We start from the raw sequence: 23923 nt of genomic DNA on the forward strand, positions 1-23923 counted from the left end.
CCGACCAAGCCTGGACCGCAGATGACAACACATACCCGCCGGGTATATGTGGACATACGACAATAATGTCCGCTGTTCGCTCTCTGCATGGTCTGAATCTTAATGAGCCTTAGCAAATCCCGCAAGATATAAATTGATCCTTCGCAAAGAGGCTCTCAATATCCCGCTGCCTTGCCGAACTTATGACGCTGATCATCGGCACCAAACAGAATGTGGGTCATGGGATCGATATAGATCATCTCGCTGTCTCCCCATACGCCGGGATTCTTTTCGTCGGCTTCATTTGAGCGATTCACCTGATAACCAGAGGACCGCAATGCGCTCACGGTGTCGAGTGAAAAAGCCTTCTCAACTTCGATCCGGTCGGGCAGATACTGGTGATGAAACCTGGGCGCATCCGCGGCCTGCTGTACGTCGAGATGGTTGTCCAGGATGCTGATCAAGTCATTTGCTACGGTCGTGATGATGGTCGATCCACCCGGCGACCCAAGCACCAGCAGCACCTTGCCATGCTTCAACACGATGGTGGGCGTCATGCTCGAGAGCGGTCTCTTATTCGGAGCGATGGAGTTGGACGGCCCCTGGATGAGCCCGAACATATTCGGAACTCCGACTTTCGAGGCAAAATCATCCATCTCATTGTTCAGCAAAAAGCCGAGCGATCCTGCAGTAACGCCAGAACCGAAAAGACCATTCAGCGTATAGGTGTTCGAAACTGCATTGCCTTCGGCATCGACGACGGAAAAGTGCGTTGTCTGGTCCGACTCATGTCCGGATGCAGCTTGCGGCACAGGTGGAAGGTATCCAGCCGGCCTTACCAACGAAGCAGAAGGCGAAGGCGCGTGGGGATCGATCGTCTTTCGCCATGCTGCAGCATAAGCAGGATCGGCCATCTGGTGAAGCGGATTCGTTGTGAAATCTGGATCGCCTAGATAGTCTCCACGATCCATATAAGCCCGGCGATACGCTTCGACAAGGTAGTGGACCTGCTCCGGCGTGCGATCTCCCATCTTGCTCAAGTCGAAGCCTGAAAGAATATTCAGAGACTCCAGTAGGACGATTCCGCCGGACGATGGTGGCGGCGAAGTAAGGATGTCGTAGCCGCGATATTTCCCATATAAAGGTGTGCGCTCCTTCACCTGATATGCGGCTAGGTCGGCTGTGGTGATCAGTCCGCCTCCCTTCTGGATCTCAGCCGCGAGCTCCGTTGCCATGCTTCCGGTGTAAAAGGTCGATGGATCCTTTGAGATCCGGGTGAGCGTTTCCGCGAGCTCAGGCTGAACGAATCTCTCTCCGGCCTGATAGAGATTGCCGTTCCTTTGGAATAGCTTCCGTGATTCAGGGAACTTCGGCAGATTGCGCGCGACACTCATGCTATGTGCTTCTTCAGGCGCGAGGATGAAGCCTTCGCGTGCGAGCCGTATCGCTGGCGCTATCACCTGCGCCAGAGTCAGCCGTCCGTATGTCTTCTCCGCATAGGCCAGTCCTGCTACGGTGCCCGGAACCCCAATGGCTTTGTATCCCACCGTGGATGCTCCCGGGACGATGTTCTTCTGCGCGTCCAGATACATGTCAGCGGTAGCGGCCGCGGGCGCTTTCTCCCTGTAATCGATAAAGTGCGCTTTCCCGTCATGCATCCGGATCAGCATGAAACCGCCACCGCCGATATTGCCGGCCTGCGGGAAGACGACTGCCAATGCGAAGCCCACGGCAACCGCAGCATCTACGGCGTTGCCGCCCTCCTTGAGTATCTGCAGGCCCACATCCGATGCGTCGTGGTGAATCGTAACAACCATGGCATGCTTAGCCGCGACTGGCTTTGCGCTGTCTGCGGTCTGCGCCATCGAGGTATTCGTTACTAGACCCACCATCAGGGAGCTGACAATCCACTGCGCAACACCGCGCATCCGGTACACCTCGAGTCATCGATTAGATTGGAGAAAAAGACCTGACGATCATTTTGCTGATGCAATACAAGCTTCGCGGCGATTGCGGAATCAGCTTAGAGAGACGGACATGCGAATGAGGAACAACAAAGCGCGCGAGTATTCGCAGCGCTGGCCAGAGTCACGTATCCGGCAAAGAATCGCATGGATCGATGGTGCCGATACGCTCGGGAATTGTCAACTTATGAGAGGCATTTGCACCCTGCAATCATCTCGCAGTTCGCGCGGTTACATCCGATAGCGCGGAATCTCTTCATGAAGAGAAGGCAGACAGGAGATAAGCACCAGCAAGAGATCGTTCAACGCATTGCAGATCAGGCTCAGCGGTATCTTGCAAAAATCACCCTCGTCAGTAGAAAAGACGTGCATCCATCCAGCAGGGTGATGCCTTCCGGTGCCGGGCATGGCGTCGAGTCTCGAAGCATGCCCGGCAAATGCTGCACGAAGGATTCAGCTTAACGCCTCACTGAGGACCTCCGAAATAACTGCTGCCTGCATGCTGGTGGTGTTCAGCGCGCGCAGCCGCGTTTAGAGCGTCGAGGCCCGAGCTCAGCGTAGAGGCATTGAAGGACTGATCCTGCGCGCTGAGCGGTCCGGACCAATCGAAGCCAATCTGGTCGTAGATGTTCAAGTCGTTCTCCCAGATCGAAGATGCATTCTTGTGTATGAAGTCCAGATACGACTGGTCGCCTGTCACCTGGTAAAGCGCCTCCAGGTTGCGGATGAAAATGCCCTTGAACTGGGTCTGATCGGGATTCTCGCCCGGGCAGGATCCGGAGCAGGGCTCCGTCAGAACACCGTCGGAACTGACCAGCGTGCTGATTGCTGCATCCGCGATCTGCTTCGCCTCCGTGAGATAGGTCTCATCGTGCGTTCCCTGATAGAGAGCGGCGAGGCCACCAAGAATGACGCCCTGGTTGTAGGTCCATGTTGTCTGACCATTGTTCTGACAGGAAGTAGTGAGACCGTCGTTGATAAGGTTCGACGAGTTGATAAGCCCGCTTGCATTGAACCAGGTCAGCTCTTTTTGCGCCCACTGCAGATACGACGCCTGATGGGTGACCAGGTAGAGGCGAGCAGACAGCTCTAGGAAGAGCTCATTCGTGACCGAGTTCGTATAGGCGTTTGTGGTCTGCCAGATAAGACCGCCCCCGCACTGGGAAGGTGTCCATGCCTGCGTCACATACGAGAAAATCTTTTCCGTCATCTGCAGATAGGCAGGGTTGCCCGTAAACTCGTATGCGTCAAGCCACGTGAGCGCCCACCACTGGGTATCGTCGTAAGCGGTATCGATGAAATCACCCGGCGTCGGAGACGGCGCCTCGTTGACTGCCTTCGCGAAGGTGTTGGAGACATCGCTCAGGTATGTTCGTGAGCCGGTGCGCTTCATGTAATCGATGATCGCGTTGAGCGCGTTCGCAGAGTTCCACCAGCCAGTCGTGTTGAACAATCCGGTCGAGGAGTCATAGTAAGTCTGCAACTCCTCCACTGCGGACTCGGCCTTTCCATCGGAGCCGGTGAGCGGATCGGTAGAGACCTGCGGGCTGGGAGTTGAGTTGCCCGCTGCGCTGGTTGCGACAACCGTGGCGTAGAAGACCTTGTCGCCGCCGGATTTGCCACCAAAACCACCGCCCTGAGATTGCCCCGATCCCTGCGTCTGATTCTGAAGCGGAAGCTGTACTGTAGTGCTCGTGACCCCATTACCGCAACCGGTGACCTTCGCATTTGGACTCGAAGCATCCTGAGCTGAAGGCTGCGCGGTGACATACACCTCATAGCCGGTGATGGTCGGCAATCCGGAGCCGCTGCACTGGGCCGGAACGCTCCAGTCGACCTTGATGCTGTCTCCACGCAACTGCGCCGACACACCGGTGGGAGGCTCTGGTGGTGCGACAACCTGCTTCCACGTCACATTCTTGAAGTACACCGTGAGCGCCGATGAGCCGCTATTATCGGGGTCTACCAGCTGAAACTCCGGGGTGCTGGGTGCAACCACAACGGTATTCGGCGCAAGGATCTTGACGGTTTCAGTGATCGTCTGGAAATTCGGAGTCAACGTCACCGGCGCGCCGGAAACATTCTCGTTGCCATCCCAGGCATTGATCTCTACCGTCCCTGTCCCGGCCACCTGAGCCGAGATCTGGTACGTGTCCCCGGGAATGAATGGTGGATAGCTGTAGATCCAGTCAGAGTGACCGAGCGCTGAGGTTACCTGCCATTCGTACGCCGTCGCACCGTCGTAGGTTGTAGAACTCAGCGTGGAGTCCAGGCCGCCATATGCAATCTGATACAGCGAGAGACCGCTTGCCGGGCCTGCAAGTGTCACAGTCGGGTTGGTGAAATAGATATTCACGGCGGACGTGGTGCTGTCCGGGTCAAGGATCTGGAATTGCGGATTCGGAGACAGCACGGAGACCGTCTCGCTGACCGTCTGGAACTTCGATGTCAACTGGATTGGCGCACTCGTAACATTTTCCTCGCCATTCCAGACATTGAGTGCGGCCGTACCGGTTCCAGCGAGTTCCACCGTGAAGGTGTACATCTCGTCCGTGGGCAACGGCAGCGTGTCGTAGACCCAGTCAGAATGGCCGAGGGCGGAAGCGACCTGCCATTGCAGCGCAGCCTGACCTGCATAAGTGACCGCAGCGAACGAAGCATCCTGACCGCTGTAGGCCAGGGTCCAGTCAGAGACCGCAAGTGGGGGATTATAAGAAGTGGCCTGAGCCCGAATATGTTGTGAAGTGGAAAGGCAAGACAGAAGAAGCATCGCGGACAGGAAACGCACGAACTGCGAGCCTTGCCCCTGGGGCAGGGTCATCTTCAATGGCATGGGGGAGCCTCCGGAAATCGGACATCGATGTGAGTTGCAAGCACTGGAAGCGCTTGCGGTAGCCGTATACGTGTCCCGGGTTTCGACTGTCAATCTGAAAACGCACTCAACGTCATTCGGCGGCTGCTTCGTCGCCGCGTCCTGCACACCTCGGCAGATAACACCGTGGCGACACCAGCTTCGGTAAAATCACCGCGGTAGGCGTGGAGCCTCCGCGTGTGATGCAGGCCGGACTGAAGCTTACCTTCTCATGCATCCCATGTTCGACTTCGCGGAGGGTTCACAACCAGAGCCCTCTGCATTTCTATCTCAGAAGCTCTTTGCCCCACGACAGGAGACTCCCTCCCATGCGACGCCGCTCTTTCCTGAAGTCTTCCGCTGCCCTGACTGCCGCCTCCGCACTTGGGTCGTTTTCGCCGCTCGCCTTTGCGGGCACCGGCTCGAACGACCCTGGCTCCGTTCGCTTTTTGCCGATCAACAGCGGCTGGCGCTTTTCACCTAGGGCCGTATCCGGATTTGAGCAGCCGGAGTTCAACGACTTGGATTTTGTGACCGTCACGGTGCCACATACCACGGTCGCACTGCCTTGGCATGATTTCGATGACAAGGATTACCAGTTCCTCTCCAGCTATCGACGGCGCTTCCGCCTGCCTGCGTCGGCACGTAGCAAACGCGTCTTCGTCGACTTCGAGGGAGCGATGGTAGCTTCCACCGTGTGGATCAATGGCCACAAGCTCGACGAGTATCGCGGCGGCTACACCCCGTTCAGCTTCGAACTGACTGAATACCTGCGCCAGACCGGAGACAATGTGCTCGCGGTCTCACTCGACTCCACCGAGCGCGCGGACATTCCGCCCTTTGGCGGTGAAGTGGACTACATGACTTTCGGCGGTATTTATCGCGAAGTCGCGCTGCGCATAGTGCCGCAGACGTATCTCGACAATATCTTCGTGCGCAGTATCGATCCGCTCGGCGCCGCACCGCGCATCGAGGTCGATAGCTTCCTCGCCTCCGCTGCAAATGCGCGCGGCCTTTCACTGGAAGCGGAACTGCTGGAGGGAAGCCGGGTAGTGGCTATCGCTACTGCGCCCGTCGCCATTGATGCAGCACCTGAGACATTCGCAGCCACTCTTCCGAAGACGCCCGCGCCGGTGTGGGCCAGCTCTCAGGCCACGCGCGATCCCAATCGCGTTACGCTTACGCTTGAGCCGAAAGAAAAATTGCGGCTGTGGGATATTGATGATCCTCACCTCTACACCGTGCGCGTGCGCCTGCTCGAGCATGGCAAGCGCATCGATGAAGACACCCGCCGCATCGGAGTGCGCGAGGCAAGTTTTACTGACAAGGGATTTTCACTGAACGGTCGAGTGATCAAGCTACGCGGGCTTGACCGCCATCAGATGTTCCCATATTCCGGCCAGGCCATGCCGAGACGCGCACAGCGTCGCGATGCGGATATCCTGCGCCGGGAATATCACTGCAATATCGTTCGCACCTCGCACTATCCGCAGTCACGCCACTTCCTCGACCGTTGCGACGAAATCGGGTTACTGGTGCTCGAAGAGATCCCTGGATGGCAGCATATCGGGCCTCTTGCCTGGCAGGACCTCGCTGTCGACAACGTTACCCGAATGATCCGCCGCGACTGGAATCATCCATCGATCATTCTCTGGGGTGTCCGCATCAACGAATCCAGGGACAATCACGACTTCTACACGCGCACCAACCAGGCCGCACACGCGCTTGATCCGAGCCGGCAGACCGGAGGCATTCGTAACTTTGCCGGTTCCGAATTACTCGAGGATGTTTTCACCATCAATGATTTCGGGTTCCCCCTGAGAGCTCCCAACCATCCGCTCTATCTCAATACCGAGTTTGTGGGCCACACCTACCCCACGCGCATGACGGACGATGATGAGCGGCAGCGCGAGCACACACTCCGTCATGCACGCATTCACGATCAGATTGCCTCGAACGCGCAGTATGCCGGCGGCATCGGCTGGTGCGCCTTTGACTACAACACACATTCCAGCTTTGGCGCGGGTGATCGGATCTGTTATCACGGGGTCTTTGACATCTTCCGCGAGCCCAAGCCCGCTGCTGGATTCTACAAATCGCAGGTCGATCCGAAGACAGAGATTGTACTCGAACCTGCCTTCCACTGGGCCCGTGGCGATGAATCGACGATCTTCACTGAAGCGGTCTTCTGCTCAAATTGCGAGATGATCAAGGTTTCTATCCTCGACTACGACAAACCGGAAGCAGGCTTTCAGAAGGTCGCCGAATTGGACCCGAACCATAAGGATTTTCCGCACCTGCAATATCCTCCGTTCTTCTTTCCGCTCAGCGAGCCCGGTACAGCGCATATGAATGTGCCTTGGGGCGACCTGAAGGTAGAGGGATATATCGGCGGAAAGTTAGTGGCGACACGCACGATGTCGGGCTCCGGAGTCTCGCGGCAATTTCATGTCACCGCCGATGATTCTGAACTCGCAGCCGATGGTGCGGATGCGACGCGTGTCGTCTTTCGGGTCACGGATGAGTTCGGATCGCGCAGGCCGTTGGCAGACGATCCTATCCAGTTGCGCCTTGAAGGTCCAGCCACATTGATCGGCCCAGCAGTACTCACCCTCACCGGCGGCAGTGCTGCTGTATGGGTTCGTAGCACCCACACGAGCGGCACTGTGCGCCTGACAGCGAAGCATGCTCACTTCGGAGAAAAATCTGTCGTTATCGCAGTTCGTCCGGTCGAGCAGGAGAGCGTCTAGGATGATGATGTACGCCTTCGTTGCCCGCTCCATCTGCCGCTGCTCTTCCCTTCTTCTTTTTGCTTCCGCAGTATGCCTTCCGCTCGCCGCGCAAACAGCTGTAGAAGACCAGGTCAACCTGCTCATTGGCACTGCCAACGAAGGACAGACCTATCCGGCCGCAGGCATGCCCTTTGCCATGACATCCTGGACGCCGCAGACCCGCGCCGGAGAAACGAAATGCGTCTCGCCTTATTACTACAGCGACAATCGCATTCAGGGTTTTCGCGGTTCGCACTTTCTGAGTGGAGGCTGCGTACCCGACTACGGCAGCATCACGCTCATGCCTGGAACGGGAGAACTGCGCACCGATGCTGTGGCTCGCTCCTCATCTTTTGATCGCACAAGCGAGCATGCTACGCCGTATGCGTACACAGTCGAGTTGAAGGACGCGCACGCCATTGCCTCCATCACTGGCACCACGCGTGCGGGCCTTATGCGCTTTCGTTTCACTGAGGATGCCCCCGATGCATGGGTAGTGCTCGAAGACAATGCACGCGCAGGGGAGGGCTCGGTTGCCGTGCTTGAGAATGGATGCGAGGTCGAAGCTGAAGTCCCGATCCGCCGCGAATATGCAGGCTCTGGCAAGCCCGCTGGATACAGCGCATGGTTCGTTGCACGATTCAGCAGCCCGGTACGCAGCTTTGGCACATACATCGGCGCGCATTCGAAGGACAATCAAAGCGTGCAGCACGGTGACGGCATGCCGCCCGGTGTCATCAACATCGCTGCTACGCGCTCACCTGCTGGCGGAAGCTCCGTAGCGAGCGCACACCTTGCAACCTCCGCACCGAGACCGGGCTTTGGAATTTACCTTCACTTCGGCGCAGTGCATCGTGGGCAGGAGATCTCTGTACGCATCGGCAGCTCCTTCATTTCAGCTGAAGAAGCGCAGCGGAACCTCGATACCGAAATTCCCGATTTCAACTTCGACCGGGTCGAGCAACAAGCTCGTGACGCCTGGCATCAGCGACTCAGCCAGATCCAGGTCGACGGCCATGACCCTGCGCGCACAATTTTCTACACTGCTCTGTACCATGCGATGCTGCAACCGCGCACGCTCAGCGATGTAAGCGGCACATACCCTCGATTTCACGATCATGGCACTGTTGAGCATGTGAAATCCAGCAGCACCGAGTTCGATGACTATTCCATCTGGGATATCTTCCGCGCGCAGGCGCCTCTCATGATGATTCTCGATCCAAGCCTCGAGTCCTCCATGATGCAATCGCTTATCGACAAAGGAACGCAGGGCGGATATCTCCCCATCTTTCCCGCATGGAACAGCTACACCTCGGAGATGATCGGCGACCACGGGGCGGTGATGCTCATCGACGCATACGAAAAAGGTATTCGCAACTTCGATATCGACACGGCCTACATGTTGATGCGCAAGAGTGCGCTGCAACTGCCAAGCGATCGCGCTGAGTATATCGACGGTAAAGGCAGACGTGGTCTCGATTCGTATCTCAAGTACGGATATATTCCGCTCGAAGACCATCTGGACGAGGCCTTCCACAAAAACGAACAGATTTCCCGCACTCTTGAGTACGCATACGACGATGCGATGCTTGGCGACCTCGCAGCACAGCTGGGGCATGACGATGACGCTGCAACCTTCCGTAAGCGTGGCAGCAACTGGCGCAATGTAATCGATCCGACGTCCGGCTATGCTCGCGGGCGTTACGCAAACGGCACGTGGATTACGCCGTTTGAGCCCGAACAACATGCCACATGGATCACGGAAGGGCTGCCTGTTCAGTACACCTTCTTCGTGCCGCAGGATATTCCTGGACTCATCGACTACCTCGGCGGGCGACAGCGCTTTCTCACCGAGCTCGATACGCTTTTCGCGCACAACGCATACGACCAGGGCAACGAGCCAAGCCATCACATTGCGTATCTCTACGCGCTAGCTGGCGATCCAGCAAAGACACAGCAACACGTTCGCCAACTGCTGGACACACAATATGCAGATACGCCGGCGGGGATCCCGGGCAATGATGATGCTGGGCAGATCAGCGCCTGGTACGTGATGAGCGCCCTCGGTTTCTATCAGGTCTGCCCGGGACGTCCCGTCTACACATTGGCAGCGCCACGATTCGACCATATCTCTATCAGGCTACCGAACGGCCATATGCTGCGGATTTTGGCACCGGGGGCACAGTCCGGCAAAATCTATGCCAGCAAGATTACGTTCAACGGAAAGCCCATCACGAACTCGCAAATCCAACACGCTCAACTCATGGACGGGGGCACGCTGCAGTTTGTGATGAGCGACCAACCTCTGACACCACGCAACCCTCAGGACAACCATTAAGATCTGCGTGCGGTTCTTGATCGGGCATCATGGTATGTGGACGCTCATCTCTCATCACCACAGGAGCCATTTCCGTACCGCAGAATTTCAGGAACTGGATATCCTGTCAGCCCGATCTGATAGCCTGCGATCGGCGCAATTGTCGACGCTGTCGTCGCATCTGCGATGGCAGCCTTCAGGTGCGCTCATATTTCTAGCATTCCGGTCATACACAGATGGGAAGCCGCAGGGAGCAGTTTATGCAGAATTCCGATGCACTACCGGTCACATTGTTTACAGGGCAATGGGCTGATCTTCCGTTAGAGGAGGTAGCCCGGCTGGCCTCGGAATGGGGTTATGACGGTCTCGAGATCGCCTGCTCCGGTGAGCACCTCGATGTGTGGCGCGGAGCAGAAGACGATGCTTATCTGGCTGAGCGTACGGAGATTCTGAGAAAGTACGACCTGCGTATCTTTGCCATCTCAAACCATCTCGCCGGACAGGCCGTCTGCGATGACCCGATCGATTTTCGCCACGAGGCGATTGTGCGGAAGCAGGTATGGGGAGACGGTGAGGCCGAAGGGGTCCGTCAGCGCGCAGCGCAGGAGATGAAGCTCACCGCGAAGGTTGCGCGTAAGCTTCATGTCGATACGGTCGTCGGCTTCACGGGCTCACGCATCTGGCCTTATGTAGCGATGTTTCCGCCTGTGCCTGAGTCGGTGATCGACGAGGGGTACGAAGATTTTGCGCGCCGCTGGAACCCGATTCTCGATGTCTTCGAAGAGCACGGGGTGCGATTTGCACACGAGGTCCATCCCGGAGAGATCGCATATGATTACTGGTCCAGCGTTCGCACTCTCGAGGCTATCCAGCATCGTCCGAGCTTCGGCTTCAACTGGGATCCATCCCACATGATGTGGCAGCGCATCGATCCCGTGGGCTTCATCCTGGACTTCCGCGACCGCATCTTTCACGTGCACTGTAAAGACACCCGCCTTTGCCCGGCGCAGGGCCGCGCAGGTGTCCTCGGTTCCCATCTGCCCTGGGGAGATCCGCGACGTGGATGGGATTTTGTCTCGACGGGCCACGGCGATGTTCCGTGGGAAGATGCGTTCCGCACGCTGCGTGCGGTCGGCTATGGCGGTCCGTTTTCTGTGGAGTGGGAAGACGCCGGTATGGATCGGCTCCATGGAGCAGCCGAAGCGGTGAAATTTGTTCGTTCCCTGCTTTGGAAGCGCCCCTCCGCTCGCTTCGATGCAGCCTTCAGTCACAACCAATAGAGCCGAATACGTTTTCCGCTTCCTCGACCAAACGGTGTAGTTCTCACTTGCATTGGACCAGCGTAAGAGCGGGAGTGTAGTCTCTCTGCGAACAAAGGAGAGCCTATGCTGCGTCGTGACTTTTTGCGGTCCCTGGCGGTTGCGGGATTGTTGCCGAATACGCTGCTCAGTCAGCAAACGGCAACTCCCGCGCCACCTCCGCCGGCTCCAGTGCCCTGGACTCTGGGACTGAACCCAAAGACGCCTTTACCGGAGACAGAGACCGCGGACGGCGTTGCGGACGGCGTGACGCGCTTCTTCACGGCGACGCAGCTGGCGGCATTGACTCGACTCTGCGAGCTCCTGCTGCCAGCTCTGGGAGATAAACCCGGAGCCGTGGAGGCGGGCGCCCCGGCATTTCTGGATTTTCTGATCGGACAGTCAGGGGAACCGCGCCAGAAGGTCTATCAGGGCGGCTTGGATTGGTTGCATGCAGAGGCGAAGCAGAAGTACGAGCGATCGTTTGCGGAACTCGATGCGGCACGGGCCGACGCAGTCATCAAGCCCTGGCTGCGGACCTGGATGAGCGACCATCCCCCGACGGAAGTTCATGCGGATTTCGTCAACATCGCGCACGAAGATATACGGACTGCAACCAGAAATTCGAAAGCCTGGAACGATGCAAGCGCAGCTGCGGGTCAGGACTGGGTAACGGGCGGGCTGTACTGGTCGCCGATCGAGCCGGACATGGCAGGACTGGGAGCGACGGCAACACATCTGCCTCAGCATGGAATGGCGGCGCCGAAAGCGGCACATGCTATGCCGTCTTATCCGCGTTGAAAACGATGCAGAGGCCACAGGTGCGATGACGGATAAGAACTTCGACGTGTTGATTATCGGGTCCGGCCATGCAGGCGGGATGGCTGCAAAGATACTTACAGAGAAGGGCGCGCGATGCCTGATCTTGAACGCCGGACCGGTCGCGGACGTGGCGCGGGATGCGAGACGAATGCCGGCGTACGACCTGCCCTATCGTGGATTCAAGCCGCCAGGCAGGCTGGAGCACGTCTTTCAGGCGAACGAGTTCAATGCAAATGTGTGGGTGGATGAAGAAGAGGTCCCGTACACTTTCGACCCGGCAACTCCTTATAACTGGGTGCGAGTGCGGCTCTTTGGCGGACGCTCGCTTTTCTGGTCGCGGCAGTCGTTCCGTCTAAGCGACTACGAGTTCAAGAGCAAATCGCATGATGGCTTTGGAGAGGATTGGCCGATCGGCCTCGCGGATCTGGCTCCCTACTACTCCCGGGTGGAAGAGATTTTTCAGGTAGCGGGAGCTATGGATGGACCGCCTCAGATGCCTGATGGCAACTTTATTCCGGTAGACGATGTCTGGTCGGAGTCGATGGACCGCTTCGTGAAGGCAGCGAAGCCTTACGGTATGGCGGTATGCAAGCAACGGCGAGCGCGAGGACGGGACGGGCTGGCGAGCTCAGTGAACCTGTTACTGCCGGATGCGGAAAAGACAGGAAACCTCACCTCGGTTGCGAACGCAGTCGTGCGCGAGATCACAGTCGACAAACAGACCGGGCTGCCGAATGGATGCCACTTCGTCGATCGCCTGTCGCGGCGTGAGATGCATGTGAAAGCGAGGATTGTGGTGCTGGCTGCGGGGACACTCGAGAGCACACGGCTGTTATTGAACTCGAAGCTGGGGAATTCGAGCGGGGTGATGGGGCATTACCTGATGGATCAGGTGTACGGACCTGGTATTACGTGCTCTGTTCCGGAGGCGCGGAACGGGAGGGCTACCAAGGAGCTGATGGGCGGTGGCGCAATCGTTCCCAGGTTCCGGAACATTGAGACGAAACACGACGGGTTTCTCCGCGGATACGCGCTGAACGTGACGAGCAGCATGGGCGGACTGGATGCGAAGAACTTCGCTGCTTACGGGGCTGAGCTGGAAGCGAAGCAGAAGGAGTACGATGGCAGCGCCTTCTACATGAGCATGATGGGCGAGGTACTGGGTCGGTATGAGAATCACGTACGCATCGACGAGCAGAAGGTTGATGCGTGGGGGATTCCAGTGCTACGGGTCGAGACAAAGTATACCGACAATGAGTACAGAATGGCCCAGGATGCAGTAGAGGTGAGCAGCGCCGTAGCCAAGGCCGCAGGATTCGAAGTGCTGGCGAAGAACGCAATTCCAAACCCACCGGGGTACAGCATTCACGAGGTAGGAACGTGCCGCATGGGCGACGATCCGAAGACGAGCGTGCTGAACAAGTGGTGCCAGAGCCACGACCACAGGAACCTGTTCGTTGTGGACGGAGCGAGCTTTGTGAGTGCGGGATGGCAGAACCCAACGATGACGATCCTGGCACTGTCGATGCGGGCATCGGAGTATCTTGCGGACGAGATGGGAAAGGCAAACATTTAGAGGAGGCACGGTGAGAATTTCACGCAGGGAGTTTGCAGGCGGTGTAGCGGCATTTGCGGCGATGGGTTTCAGAAGTTCGATAGCGATGGCGAACCCGCTTGGGCTGCCGCTGGCGATACAGCTCTATTCAGTTCGCGACCAGATGAAGGATGACCTCGATGCTGCATTCGCAGGAGTAAGCGCTGCTGGGTTCACTGTTGTAGAGGCCGCGGCGCTACCGAAGAAACCTGCGGCTGAAATCCGGACAGCGCTAGATAAAGCGGGCCTGAAGTGCGTGGGCGCACACCATCCCTTCAACGATCTCCATTCGCGCTTCGATGAAATTCTGGAGTATGACAAGGCGCTTGGCGTGAAGTTCATCATCTGCGCAAGCCCGGGGCATCGGAATGCGGGGGGTAACGCCGCGATGACATTGGACGACTGGAAATACAACGCGGAACAGTTCAATGAGATGGGAACGACGCTGGAGTCGCACGACGTCCGATTTGGATATCACAACCACGTAGGCGAATTCGCAACGCTGGAGGGAAAGACGCCGTACTTCGAGCTCCTCGGATGGACTGATCCCGCGAAGGTGACCTTCGAGCTGGATTGCGGATGGGCAGCCGTGGCGGGGCAGGATCCGGCCAAAATCCTGAAGAACTATCCTCACCGGATCTCAATGCTGCATGTAAAAGACTTCAAGCTGCCAGCCACGCCGACAGCACAGCCACAGGACGCCAAAGTTACCGAACTGGGACGAGGCAACATCGATTACAGACAAATCTTCGCAGCTGCAGCCCAGTCGCAACATATCGAGTATGCATTCGTCGAGCAGGAGGAGTTCGACATGCCCTGGCAGGACTCACTCAAGGTAGACGCGGAATATCTGCGCAAGCTGTAAGAAGACGATCGCCGCAGAAACCTCTAAAGCACCGGTCACGGTTCACCATAGCTAAGCATGCTCTGTCTTCGGGCCATAAACCATTACAGGCTCCGGGAGTCTAAAAACATCAGAGTCTGAAGGCGCCACCAGCGATTGCCCGTGCGGAATGCAAGAATTGGCATAATAATGGCAATTCGCTTTTCTTCCAGCAGCCCGGAAAGGCGAGGCCGTCGCAGGTGACTTTTAGCTTTCTTTACCGGAGCCTCTGAGGTTTGTCGTCCGTTTTCTACCGTATAGTCTGCATGGTCCTTTCCCTGGGTGTCTGCCTCGGAGCAGACGCACAGCAGAGCGCTCAGCAGTCCGACGCCTCCAAGCCCGGCTCCGAGCCGAATAACGTTGTGCCCCGTGTCCCTGGAATGAGCACGCTCTTCTCGGGCTTGAACGCCGGATTCAGCTACTCCGCTGTTCATGTCTCTTCTCAGGGCTGGTACGAGCTCGCAACGCCGGCCGTAAGCTATACCTTTTCGCATCATTATTCCGCGGACGTCAGCGTTCCGCTCTACATGCACCTGCGCGTGCGAAATCTGGATCATGATTCGAGCACGAGCCAGCCTGAGGTGCTGGATTCATTCGATGCAGGGGATACCTTAATGAGCTTCCACTCCACGTGGCGACCGGCTCACCTCACCGATATCGCGACGGCTTCCCTTACCGCCCCGAGTGGCGATCGGGAAGAGGGCCTCGGAACCGGCCATGTATCCTTCGACCTCGATAACCATACAGAGCGCTATGTCCGCCGTGCGGGATTTCTCCTCGATCTCGGTTTGGGAAATTCATCGAGCGTAGCCAATAATCTCGTGAGTAAGGATTACGACTCGGTTGGCCTGCTGGCGCACTTCCAGGTCGGCACCATCTTCTGGTTCCTGGGAAACAACTATGTGGAGTCAGTCGCCTATGAACAGCTGCCGATGGGCAGCCAGACGGTCTACACGATTGGAAACCCGAACGGGAATGGCCCGTCACGCACAGTAAGCTACGGCAACGGGGCCAGCGAAGACAACGGCTTCACAGTAGCGGCAGGAATTCCTCTGCCTGGGCACCTGCTTCTCAATGGCTATTACAATCACAGCCTGCGTAGAGATACGGACACGGTCTCGACCGGCATCACCTATGTACTCCACAATCCTCCCGGCTGGAAGAGACTGTCGAAGATTGACCGGGCGCTGCGTGAGGCCGCAGGTTTAGGAAGCGATCAGCCTTAAAAGCCAGACGAATCCGTCCGTAAACAGTCACGGGACGCGTTCTATTGAAGCGATTCGAGCTTTTCGATCTGCCGAGCATCCATCTGTTGCCTAATCTGCAGATACATCTGTGCGACCGTCTTCTGCAACGCAGAACGCGCCTGGTTTACCGCATCAATCTCCGCAAATAAGCTGGCCTTATCCGCGTGCGAATCTTTGCTGATCGCGGTGAGCTTCGCCTGCTCCTTCAAGAGCTTTTGATAGCTCTCCAGGATCGCAGGCTTGTTCGCATCAAAGATCGCGTCCATATTCTTTTTCTGCTCGCCGCTGATACCGACGCTCTTGATTGCGGATTTGTCATCCCACCAGCGCCGCGGAGGACCGAATTGCACGCCACCACCCGTCGTCGCATTCCCATTCACCTTAGAGGACGATGACGGTGCCGCAGGCGGAGTGGGAGAAGACGGACCGCCAGGCACACCCCCGCCGGGGCCTCTTGGCCCACCACCTGGTCCGCCCGGCCCCCCAGCCTGCGCATGGGCAGCTACAGCCGCTCCGGCCAGCAGGCAGAGACTCAGAGAAATAACTTTCAGCCACCGACGGTGCATATCGTTAACGAGCGCTCCTTTGGAGGCCTGAGTGCGGATGGATTCGGGTGGAAGTGCTGTACTCGCCCATGGATGATAAATCGTCTGCGTTTACGGCCACATCTACAGCTTGCAGGAGTTCATTGTCCTGCGCAATCTGCGATTCGCTGTCACCGGCCGTGGTCAGCGAACCGTGCCGATGCAGGGAAAAAACATGGGTGAAGTGTAACGTCGGCAGGCACACAAGAAGTACGAGCGCCATCGAAATGGCCCATGCCGCGTTGAAAAACAACTTGCTATGACGCTTTCGCTGCACTTCGATGGCGGGCATGGTAGCGGATCGCGCCTCACTCCAGGCCAGCGACGCTTCGTCGAACATCAACATGTCCGACTCGAATGCCTGCAGCTTCGCGCGACAAAGTTCACATGCCGCAAGATGAAGATCTTCTTCAGTAGAGCTCATGCCGATCAACGCGTCGTTCAATGCTTCTTCTGTCAGGTGTACGGAGCTATCTTTCTTCATAGTTTCGCTCCCAACTGGCTGCGAACTGCACTGAGAGCCCGATGCAGGTGCGTTCTCACCGTGTGCGTTTGCATCCCCAGAATCTCACCGATCTCTGCCACTGGAATTTCATGCGAAAACTTCATCAGAAACACGGTTCGCTGCTTGATGGAAAGTGTCGCGAGTACCTTCGCAAGCTCTTTTACCTTTTCCTTGGCCAGCACCTGGCGTTCCGGACTTGAGCCTGCGGATGGCAGGAACGCTGCCATCTCATGCACGTCGATTGCGGTCGCCTTGGCCTGCTTCCAGAATTTGTATTTAGCCGACCTCAGGTGATCGCGGGTCAGGTTGATGGCAATGCCAGTCAACCAGGTCTTGACACTGCACTCGCCGCGAAAGCTTTCACGGCCCATATAAGCGCGCAGCATGGTGTCCTGCGTGATTGTCTCAGTCAGGTCGGGATCGCCCGTCGTGAAGGTCACAAATCGCAGAATCTGGGCTCGATACGTCCTCACCAGCCCATCAATGTCATCGAGCTCGCTGGCAGACCGGGACTTCTCCACAAAGCGCGATTTTATTTCACCGTGGGGCGCCAGGTCCATACAGTCGGCAGTTGCTATCGCGTTCATCTTTCGAAGTCCCTGCTTCTCTAGCGATTCCGCTGGCGGCAGGCACTTCGGCTGTTTTCCGACTGCGATGCGCGCTTCCGCCGATCTGACAGTTCTTCCGAAAAATGGCTGCCCGCCAATGTGTTCACGACGAGCAGCCTCGGTAAGCAACTGCTATTTCATGAGTAGCGGGACCGGGCGAAAATGATTACATCCCGCTCTTTTTTTCTGGAGGGAAGCTCTCAGGCCAGCCCTTCTTAATAGGCCCCTTCGCGATGAATCATCACCAGGACGGTTCGGAGCAGAATTTTTGCCTCCATCCACAAGCTCCAGCGTGTTACGTAACGCACGTCGAGCTGCACCCGGTCTTCATAGGTAAGGTCACAGCGGCCTGAGACCTGCCACAGCCCCGTGATCCCCGGCATCGCGTATGAAAATGCCTGCAGATACATCCCGTATTTGCTTTTCTCTTCGTTCACAATCGGGCGGGGACCAACGATGCTCATCTCGCCAGTCAGCACATTGAGCAATTGAGGAATTTCATCCAAACTGGTCTTACGTAGAAAGCGGCCTATCAGCGTCACGCGAGGATCATCCCTCAGCTTGTGGCACGACGACCACTCCAGGCGCGCGGCTGCGTCATCATGCAGATGCTGCGCAAGCAGCTCGTCGCTGTTCTGATACATCGTACGAAACTTCCATACATGGATTGGCTGCTGAAACCGGCCCAGACGGCGGTGGCGATACAGCACCGGCCCTCGAGAAGTGACGAAAACAATCAGCGCAATGAGCAGGCTCAGAGGCAATAAGACTGGTGCCGCAAGGAGAATGATCGCCCGGTCAACTGCAGGCTTGATGATCCTGTAGGAAAACGAGGCAATCGGAAAACTACCGGGGATACCGTCCGGCGCCGTAGCCGCATTCCTGGCATGAACAAAGCCGGTATACTGCCTAGCTTCGGGATAGTCCATTTCTGATGAGAAAAAATCGGGTGTAGCCATGCAGTTAAAGGCGACATCGCGTTTGAGGGGGAGTGCCCTTGCATTCACGCAAGCTTCTCACTCAAACTGGCAGCTGCCTCTTTACTCCCTTCACTTAGCATTTAGAGCCCACTTTTACCTTCGCAACAGCCAGCGATTAGCTGCGATCAGCCGTCTTATAGTGAGCAATGACGTCGACTCTGACCGAGCATCCAGGACCAGGAGCGATCTCGGGGATGCAATTCGTAAAGAGAGAAAACTGATTTCCCACGATGTGAGGATTGCCGACAGACCAGTCATGGTCTCCAGTAATCCGCAACTCGATACCGGCAGGAACATCGGCAATCTTCATCGTGGATCCCGCACCTCCTCCGGAAGAAACCAGCATCGTTTCCCGATAGGCCGAATTCAGTTTCGACGCCTGCGGAATCAAGCAGCTATCGTCTTTCTTCCACTGGACGCCTCCGGATACCGCCGCACCATAAAAGCGGCAAACTAACGTGGCGCCCGTGTGCGCGTCCGACAACTCCTGCTGCTCCGCTTGTCCTAACGTATCGTGAGCCGCGATGAACGCAGACGATCGCAACTCGAAAGGTTGAAAAGATTTTCCTGCACGAAACTGCAAGCGCTCATCCTGATGGCCCGAATCGCTTGTGTGGATTGTGACGATCTGTCCAAACTTGAAATTGCTCTTTGGCACCAGGCTGAAGCGCCCGAAACGATCTGAGTAGGTTCTATGGTCGCTTTCCTCTTCAATCCAGACGGATGCGCCGGCGATTGGCTGATGCGATCTTGCATCGACAACTACACCAGAGACTTCATTGGCGATGAAAAATCCTTGCAGCACTTCCCAGACCTTCTGGTTAGCGAGAATGATGCAGCAAACGATTCCGGCCGCTATCAGGTAGGCCAGGATATTCGAAATTACAGTGCCATCCTGCTTTTTCGAGAAGAAGACTCCGGCATTTGTTTGCGGATACAGATGTTGCATGCTTCAACGTGCGCCCCTGTAAAGATTCGTACTAAGCTTGGACGCACCACTCCGTCGATATGCATACAGACGAATCATTTTCTGAGTAAATGACATCTGCCTCAGTTATGACAATCCTTTCCGTACGTTGCTCCTCAAGAGCATTCATCTCGACGAGATAGCGCTACCAGCAGCATCTCCGCGCTACAGAACACCCAAAAAATAAATAACAGCCTGTAATGACTTCGAATAAAGCTGTCGTCAAAGACAGGGTTGCGTTTCTTGGAAGAAATCTCCAACAAACTTTTTTGCACGGCAACAAGATTCAGAGAGTCCCTGCGCCGAGGAGAAGACAGTGCGGCACAATCCCACGAAACAGTGGAAAGCGCTCCCAGTCGTGAGAGCTTTCCTTGCCTTTGGAACTCTGTTGTGCGCTCCGACCCTGTGGGCAGACTCCACGGTAAATATCCACGCGGTCCAAATCGATCTGCCCAGTTCTCCTTACCTTGGTGACACCGTAACCACCATAGGCATTGTCGTTGCAGTTCTCTCGGATGGCTTCTACATCGAGAATCCTGACTCTGAGTGGGACTCGAATGTCTGCACCGCAGAAGGCATTTATGTCTATACGCCAACAGGCGTGCCTACGAATGCTGTACTGGAAAACAGCGTCACGGTTACAGGCGTCGTACAAGCTTCGAACAGCTCTGACTATGCGGGCACACAAATCTACATCAGCTCTCCGAGTACATCGAATGTAGTCACAAACTCTACCGGCAACTCTCTTCCATCCGCAGTCTCAGCCAGCACCATGTCCAGCGCCATCGATGGAACCTGCTCTCTCTACTCAGCGGATACTTTCGGGGAATGGCTGCCGTTCGAAGTCATGCGAGTTAACGTCCCATCCAGCTCCTCTCTTCTGGTGACGCAAGCCACCGGCGGAACGGTAACCACAGAGGACGAGACTGCAACTACCAATGGCCAATTCTGGGCTGTCTTCACAGATAGCGACAGTTCCAGTGACCGGCCATTTCGCGCTACCGGCATCAGCGAACTTGAGACCGTGCCCTCCACCGCGCCGTCTACGGTCTCACGATGGTCCGGCAATCCCCAACTGCTGCTCGTTGACACCACCACGCTCGGTGGCACTGCAATCAATGCTGCAGCGGGCACACTTTATACCGGCAGCTCCAACCTCGTTGGCATCATTGACTACCACGTAAGCACGCTTGGCTACACCGGTCTACTACTCACTTCTTCGAGTGTCAGCTCGCTCACAGCCAGCAATACCGTGACAGCTACAGCCGCTTCTGCCGCCGCAGACGGTCAGATCACCATTGCCGAACAAAACCTCGATGAGCTTTACGACACAAGCACAGTGAGCTCCAGCGCCTTCTCGCGGCGAATCGCGAAGTTAGCCTTGGCCATCGTAGACGAAGAGAATTCACCCGATATCATCGCCGTGCAGGAGGCGCAAAGCCTCTCTGCGCTATCCGCACTTGCCAGCCAGATCAGTTCTGACGGTGGTCCTACGTATACGGTCTACTGGTTAGCCGGAAATGATTCCACCGGCCTCACCAACGGCTTCCTGATAAATGAGACTGGCCGCATCAGCCTTCAGTCCATTACACAAGTCGGCGCTACTTCCACATGGACCTCTTCGTCGGGAACAACCAGCACGCTCTTTGGCCGTCCGCCTCTGGTGCTAAAGGTTGCGATCTCTCGCGGAAGCTCTTCCAGCTACGACCTCACTGTCATTAACACCGAATTGCTCGACCGCACCGATATCGACTCCACCTCCACCGGCGCCGATGTCCGCTCGCAGCGTAACGCCCAGGCGGAATATCTAAGCTCGCTCATCGAGAGCTATCAGGAGGATGGTGAGCATGTCGTCATCGCTGGCGGTTTCAATTCTTTTCAATTCTCTGACGGTTATGTCGATACTCTCGGAGCTATCGTGGGTGATCCCGTGTCTTCCAGCCTCGTAACTCTGGCAAGCAGCACCACCACGTCGCCCGAACTCACGAACCTCACCACGCTGAGCGCAAATACGAGTACGAATCGCTACAACTATGTAGAAAATGGCTCCGCAGAGCAGACCGACCACATCCTCACCACCTCAGACCTCAGCAGCGAAACATCCATCTCCTACGCTCGTTTCGGTGCGGACTTCCCTCTCGTCGATCTCAACGATTCCACCACACCGCTCTATGCTTCCAGTCATGATGGCGTAATCGCGCTCATCACCATCCCATACGAGACGACGCTCAAGCTCACCAGCTCCCTCAATCCTTCCTACTACAGTGAGAGCGTCACATTTACCGCGACAGCTTCGAGCAGCGGCGATACGCCAACCGGCACCGTAACGTTTTACGACGGCTCGACCGAGTTGGGCACTGGCACAATGTCTTCAGGGGCCGCGACCTATACGACCAGCGCGCTCACTGTAGGCTCACATACCATCACCGCGGAGTATGGCGGTGACAGCAGTCATGAAAGCGCCTCAGCCAGCCTCACACAGGTAGTCGAATCTCTGCTGACGTCGAGCAACACGCTTAGCTGTTCTCCTAATCCTGCAGCTTATGGAGCAACGGTAACCTGCACGGCAACAGTGAGCGGTCCCTCCAGCACTCCGGCTGGAAGCGTGACCTTCTACGACGGCACTACCAGCCTGGGTACAGCAACGCTTGACGACGGTGTTGCAACCTACTCGACCAGCAGCCTCTCGGTAGGATCGCACTCTATCAGTGCCGTATACGCAGGCTCTGCTCCTTATGCGAGCAGCACATCGAACACCATCACTGAGGTCATTACCTCTACCTTCAGCCTCTCTATCACTCCGGATTCCCGAACGGTGTACACGGGCGAGTCGCCTACCTATACCGTCGCGGTGACTCCAGGCAGCGGCTTTACTCTGAACGTCGCACTTGCCTGCTCAGGCGCTCCAAGTAACAGCACCTGCACGCTCTCGCCCTCAACTGTTACCGGGGGCAGCGGTTCTTCTAAGCTAACCGTCGTAACCAATGCGCCGACTCAGTCCGCTGCAGGGTTTGTCACGTGGTACAAGCGCGGATATCTCGCCATCGCAAGCGGGTTGTTCACGCTGCTATTACCGTGGCTCAGCCGAAGGAAGGCGAAACGGCTGATGATCGTCTTCCTCTGTGCATTCCTGGCAACAGCATCCATAACCGGCTGCGGCTCTTCCGGCACATTAACCGGCGGAACACCGGCAGGCACATACACCATCACGATCACAGGCACTGCGGTAGACGGCTCCGTCACTACAACGAAGACTGCCACGACAACTCTGACCGTAAAGTCGATGTTCTGACTCCCCGGGCGTAACCACGGCGAAGGACAAGAATGCACACAAAACAAGGGGTCATGAGATTGCCAATCCCTATATCTGTTCTGCGTCATCTCACACTCAGCGCAGCAGTTGTTTTCGGTATTGCCAGCGCCATGATGACCGCAAGTGCGCAGGTTGCGCAATCTTCCACTGGAGCAGGCCAATCGCTTTGGGTAGGCGGCGAATATAGCAATCTGCGCGCAGGATTTCCATATGAGAGCAGTTATCGTCTGGGAGGAATAGGTGCCTATGCTGACTTCAACTGGAACTACCACATCAGTGTGCAGGGCGAAGCCTCTTGGTTGAGGTTTCAGGGCTTTGAAGGCGAGACCGAGAGCGACTATCTTGCCGGTCCCCGCTACACCTTTCTACACAGTCCACAATGGAGACCCTATGCAGCGATAGAGGCTGGTGCTGTTCGCATCCACTATCCCTTCGAGCTGGGAAGCGGAAGTTTCTTCACTCTCGCGCCGACTGGCGGGCTCGATTACCGTCTCAATGCGCGTTGGTCTGTACGCGCCCAATATCAGTATCAGTACTTGTTCCATTCTCCTGACTTCACCGACGAACCACACTTCGGCATCCGTCCCAGTGGCGTTCAACTTGGCATCGGTTATCGTCTACACGGCTGGTCCACGCCGATGACGACAAAGAGATAACTGCAATCGCCAATCCGCTAGGGCTAGCGATTGCAGCGTCTTGAAGCACCAATCCTGTCGTTCTGTTTGAGCCCATCTTCGATGGAGAATCGCCTGAATCAAAGGCCTAATTCGCTGAGGCCTGGGTGATGATCCGGGCGACGTCCTTGGGGCCAGTGATAAAGTCGCTCGGACTCTGTGATTCGCAGATCGTTGATGCTGGCGTGGCGGTGATGCATGATCCCTTCGGCGTTGAACTCCCAGTTCTCATTGCCATAGGAGCGATACCACTGCCCGGTGTCGTCGTGAAATTCATAGGCAAATCGCACCGCGATGCGATTCCCATCAAATGCCCATAGCTCTTTGATCAGCCGATATTCAAGTTCCCGTTGCCATTTGCGAGTCAGGAACTGAACAATCTCGTCCCTGCCGGTAACGAACTCGGCCCGGTTACGCCAGACGCTGTCCAGCGTGTAAGCAAGAGCCACCTGCTCAGGGTTGCGCGAATTCCAGCCATCCTCAGCTTTACGCACTTTCAGGATGGCCGTCTCACGGGTGAATGGCGGTACTAAGGCTGGCGCTGTGGTTGACATTGTGTCTCCTTC

The 23923-nt window shown here is 56.6% G+C and carries 17 protein-coding genes; 9 read left to right on the forward strand and 8 right to left on the reverse strand.

What is annotated here, in order from left to right; translation table 11 throughout:
* Nucleotides 1-155: 155 nt before the first annotated feature.
* Nucleotides 156-1907: a gamma-glutamyltransferase gene (ggt, locus tag QM649_RS00310; protein WP_415196996.1), complete on the reverse strand. Its 1752-nt coding sequence runs from the start codon at nucleotides 1905-1907 to the stop codon at nucleotides 156-158.
* 502 nt (nucleotides 1908-2409) lie between these two features.
* On the reverse strand, nucleotides 2410-4776 hold the full coding sequence (locus tag QM649_RS00315) for a glycoside hydrolase family 76 protein (RefSeq protein WP_415196997.1): 2367 nt from the start codon (nucleotides 4774-4776) through the stop codon (nucleotides 2410-2412).
* Nucleotides 4777-5123: 347 nt separating this feature from the next.
* Here QM649_RS00315 and QM649_RS00320 point away from each other — a divergent pair, with 347 nt between their 5' ends.
* The 7 genes from QM649_RS00320 (at nucleotide 5124) to QM649_RS00350 (ending at nucleotide 15705) form a co-directional block, all read left to right on the forward strand.
* Entirely contained in the window at nucleotides 5124-7544 is a 2421-nt protein-coding gene (locus QM649_RS00320; protein WP_415196998.1) for a glycoside hydrolase family 2 protein, read from the forward strand.
* Nucleotide 7545: 1 nt separating this feature from the next.
* A complete protein-coding gene (locus tag QM649_RS00325; RefSeq protein WP_415196999.1) occupies nucleotides 7546-9903 on the forward strand; it encodes a GH92 family glycosyl hydrolase in 2358 nt (785 codons plus the stop codon).
* Nucleotides 9904-10142: 239 nt separating this feature from the next.
* A complete protein-coding gene (locus QM649_RS00330) occupies nucleotides 10143-11162 on the forward strand; it encodes a sugar phosphate isomerase/epimerase family protein (protein WP_415197000.1) in 1020 nt (339 codons plus the stop codon).
* 105 nt (nucleotides 11163-11267) lie between these two features.
* The gene (locus QM649_RS00335) at nucleotides 11268-11981 is read left to right on the forward strand and encodes a gluconate 2-dehydrogenase subunit 3 family protein (RefSeq protein WP_415197001.1); all 714 of its coding nucleotides are present in this window, start codon (nucleotides 11268-11270) and stop codon (nucleotides 11979-11981) included.
* Between the two features lie 25 nt (nucleotides 11982-12006).
* Nucleotides 12007-13578: a GMC oxidoreductase gene (locus tag QM649_RS00340; protein ID WP_415197002.1), complete on the forward strand. Its 1572-nt coding sequence runs from the start codon at nucleotides 12007-12009 to the stop codon at nucleotides 13576-13578.
* Nucleotides 13579-13663: 85 nt separating this feature from the next.
* Complete coding sequence (locus QM649_RS00345; protein WP_415197003.1) at nucleotides 13664-14461, forward strand: sugar phosphate isomerase/epimerase family protein; 798 nt, start codon at nucleotides 13664-13666, stop codon at nucleotides 14459-14461.
* Nucleotides 14462-14745: 284 nt separating this feature from the next.
* Nucleotides 14746-15705 (forward strand): hypothetical protein, encoded by a 960-nt coding sequence (locus tag QM649_RS00350; RefSeq protein WP_415197004.1) that lies wholly within the window; start codon nucleotides 14746-14748, stop codon nucleotides 15703-15705.
* Nucleotides 15706-15746: 41 nt separating this feature from the next.
* Here the strand turns inward: QM649_RS00350 and QM649_RS00355 are convergent, their stop codons facing one another.
* From QM649_RS00355 to QM649_RS00375, 5 genes are all read right to left on the reverse strand, one after another.
* Nucleotides 15747-16292 (reverse strand): periplasmic heavy metal sensor, encoded by a 546-nt coding sequence (locus QM649_RS00355; protein WP_415197005.1) that lies wholly within the window; start codon nucleotides 16290-16292, stop codon nucleotides 15747-15749.
* Nucleotides 16293-16296: 4 nt separating this feature from the next.
* Nucleotides 16297-16794, reverse strand: a complete 498-nt coding sequence (locus tag QM649_RS00360) for a hypothetical protein (RefSeq protein ID WP_415197006.1) — start codon at nucleotides 16792-16794, stop codon at nucleotides 16297-16299.
* A complete protein-coding gene (locus QM649_RS00365; RefSeq protein ID WP_415197007.1) occupies nucleotides 16791-17552 on the reverse strand; it encodes an RNA polymerase sigma factor in 762 nt (253 codons plus the stop codon). Before QM649_RS00365 ends, QM649_RS00360 begins: the two co-directional genes overlap by 4 nt.
* 86 nt (nucleotides 17553-17638) lie before the next feature.
* Nucleotides 17639-18382, reverse strand: coding sequence for a sugar transferase (locus QM649_RS00370; protein ID WP_415197008.1), 744 nt, complete (start codon nucleotides 18380-18382; stop codon nucleotides 17639-17641).
* A gap of 136 nt (nucleotides 18383-18518) precedes the next feature.
* Nucleotides 18519-19352, reverse strand: coding sequence for a hypothetical protein (locus QM649_RS00375; RefSeq protein ID WP_415197009.1), 834 nt, complete (start codon nucleotides 19350-19352; stop codon nucleotides 18519-18521).
* A gap of 406 nt (nucleotides 19353-19758) precedes the next feature.
* Between QM649_RS00375 and QM649_RS00380 the strand changes: the two genes are divergently transcribed.
* Together QM649_RS00380 and QM649_RS00385 are read left to right on the forward strand one after the other, a co-directional pair.
* A complete protein-coding gene (locus QM649_RS00380) occupies nucleotides 19759-22662 on the forward strand; it encodes an Ig-like domain repeat protein (RefSeq protein WP_415197010.1) in 2904 nt (967 codons plus the stop codon).
* A gap of 53 nt (nucleotides 22663-22715) precedes the next feature.
* Nucleotides 22716-23339 carry an outer membrane beta-barrel protein gene (locus tag QM649_RS00385; protein ID WP_415197011.1) on the forward strand — a complete coding sequence of 208 codons (624 nt, stop codon included), beginning with the start codon at nucleotides 22716-22718 and terminating at the stop codon, nucleotides 23337-23339.
* A gap of 98 nt (nucleotides 23340-23437) precedes the next feature.
* On the opposite strand, the gene QM649_RS00390 is transcribed toward QM649_RS00385, so the two are convergent.
* Nucleotides 23438-23911, reverse strand: coding sequence for a DUF1348 family protein (locus QM649_RS00390; protein WP_415197012.1), 474 nt, complete (start codon nucleotides 23909-23911; stop codon nucleotides 23438-23440).
* Nucleotides 23912-23923: the final 12 nt, after the last annotated feature.

The organism is Silvibacterium sp. (genome assembly GCF_047605705.1).
GTDB lineage: Bacteria > Acidobacteriota > Terriglobia > Terriglobales > Acidobacteriaceae > Silvibacterium.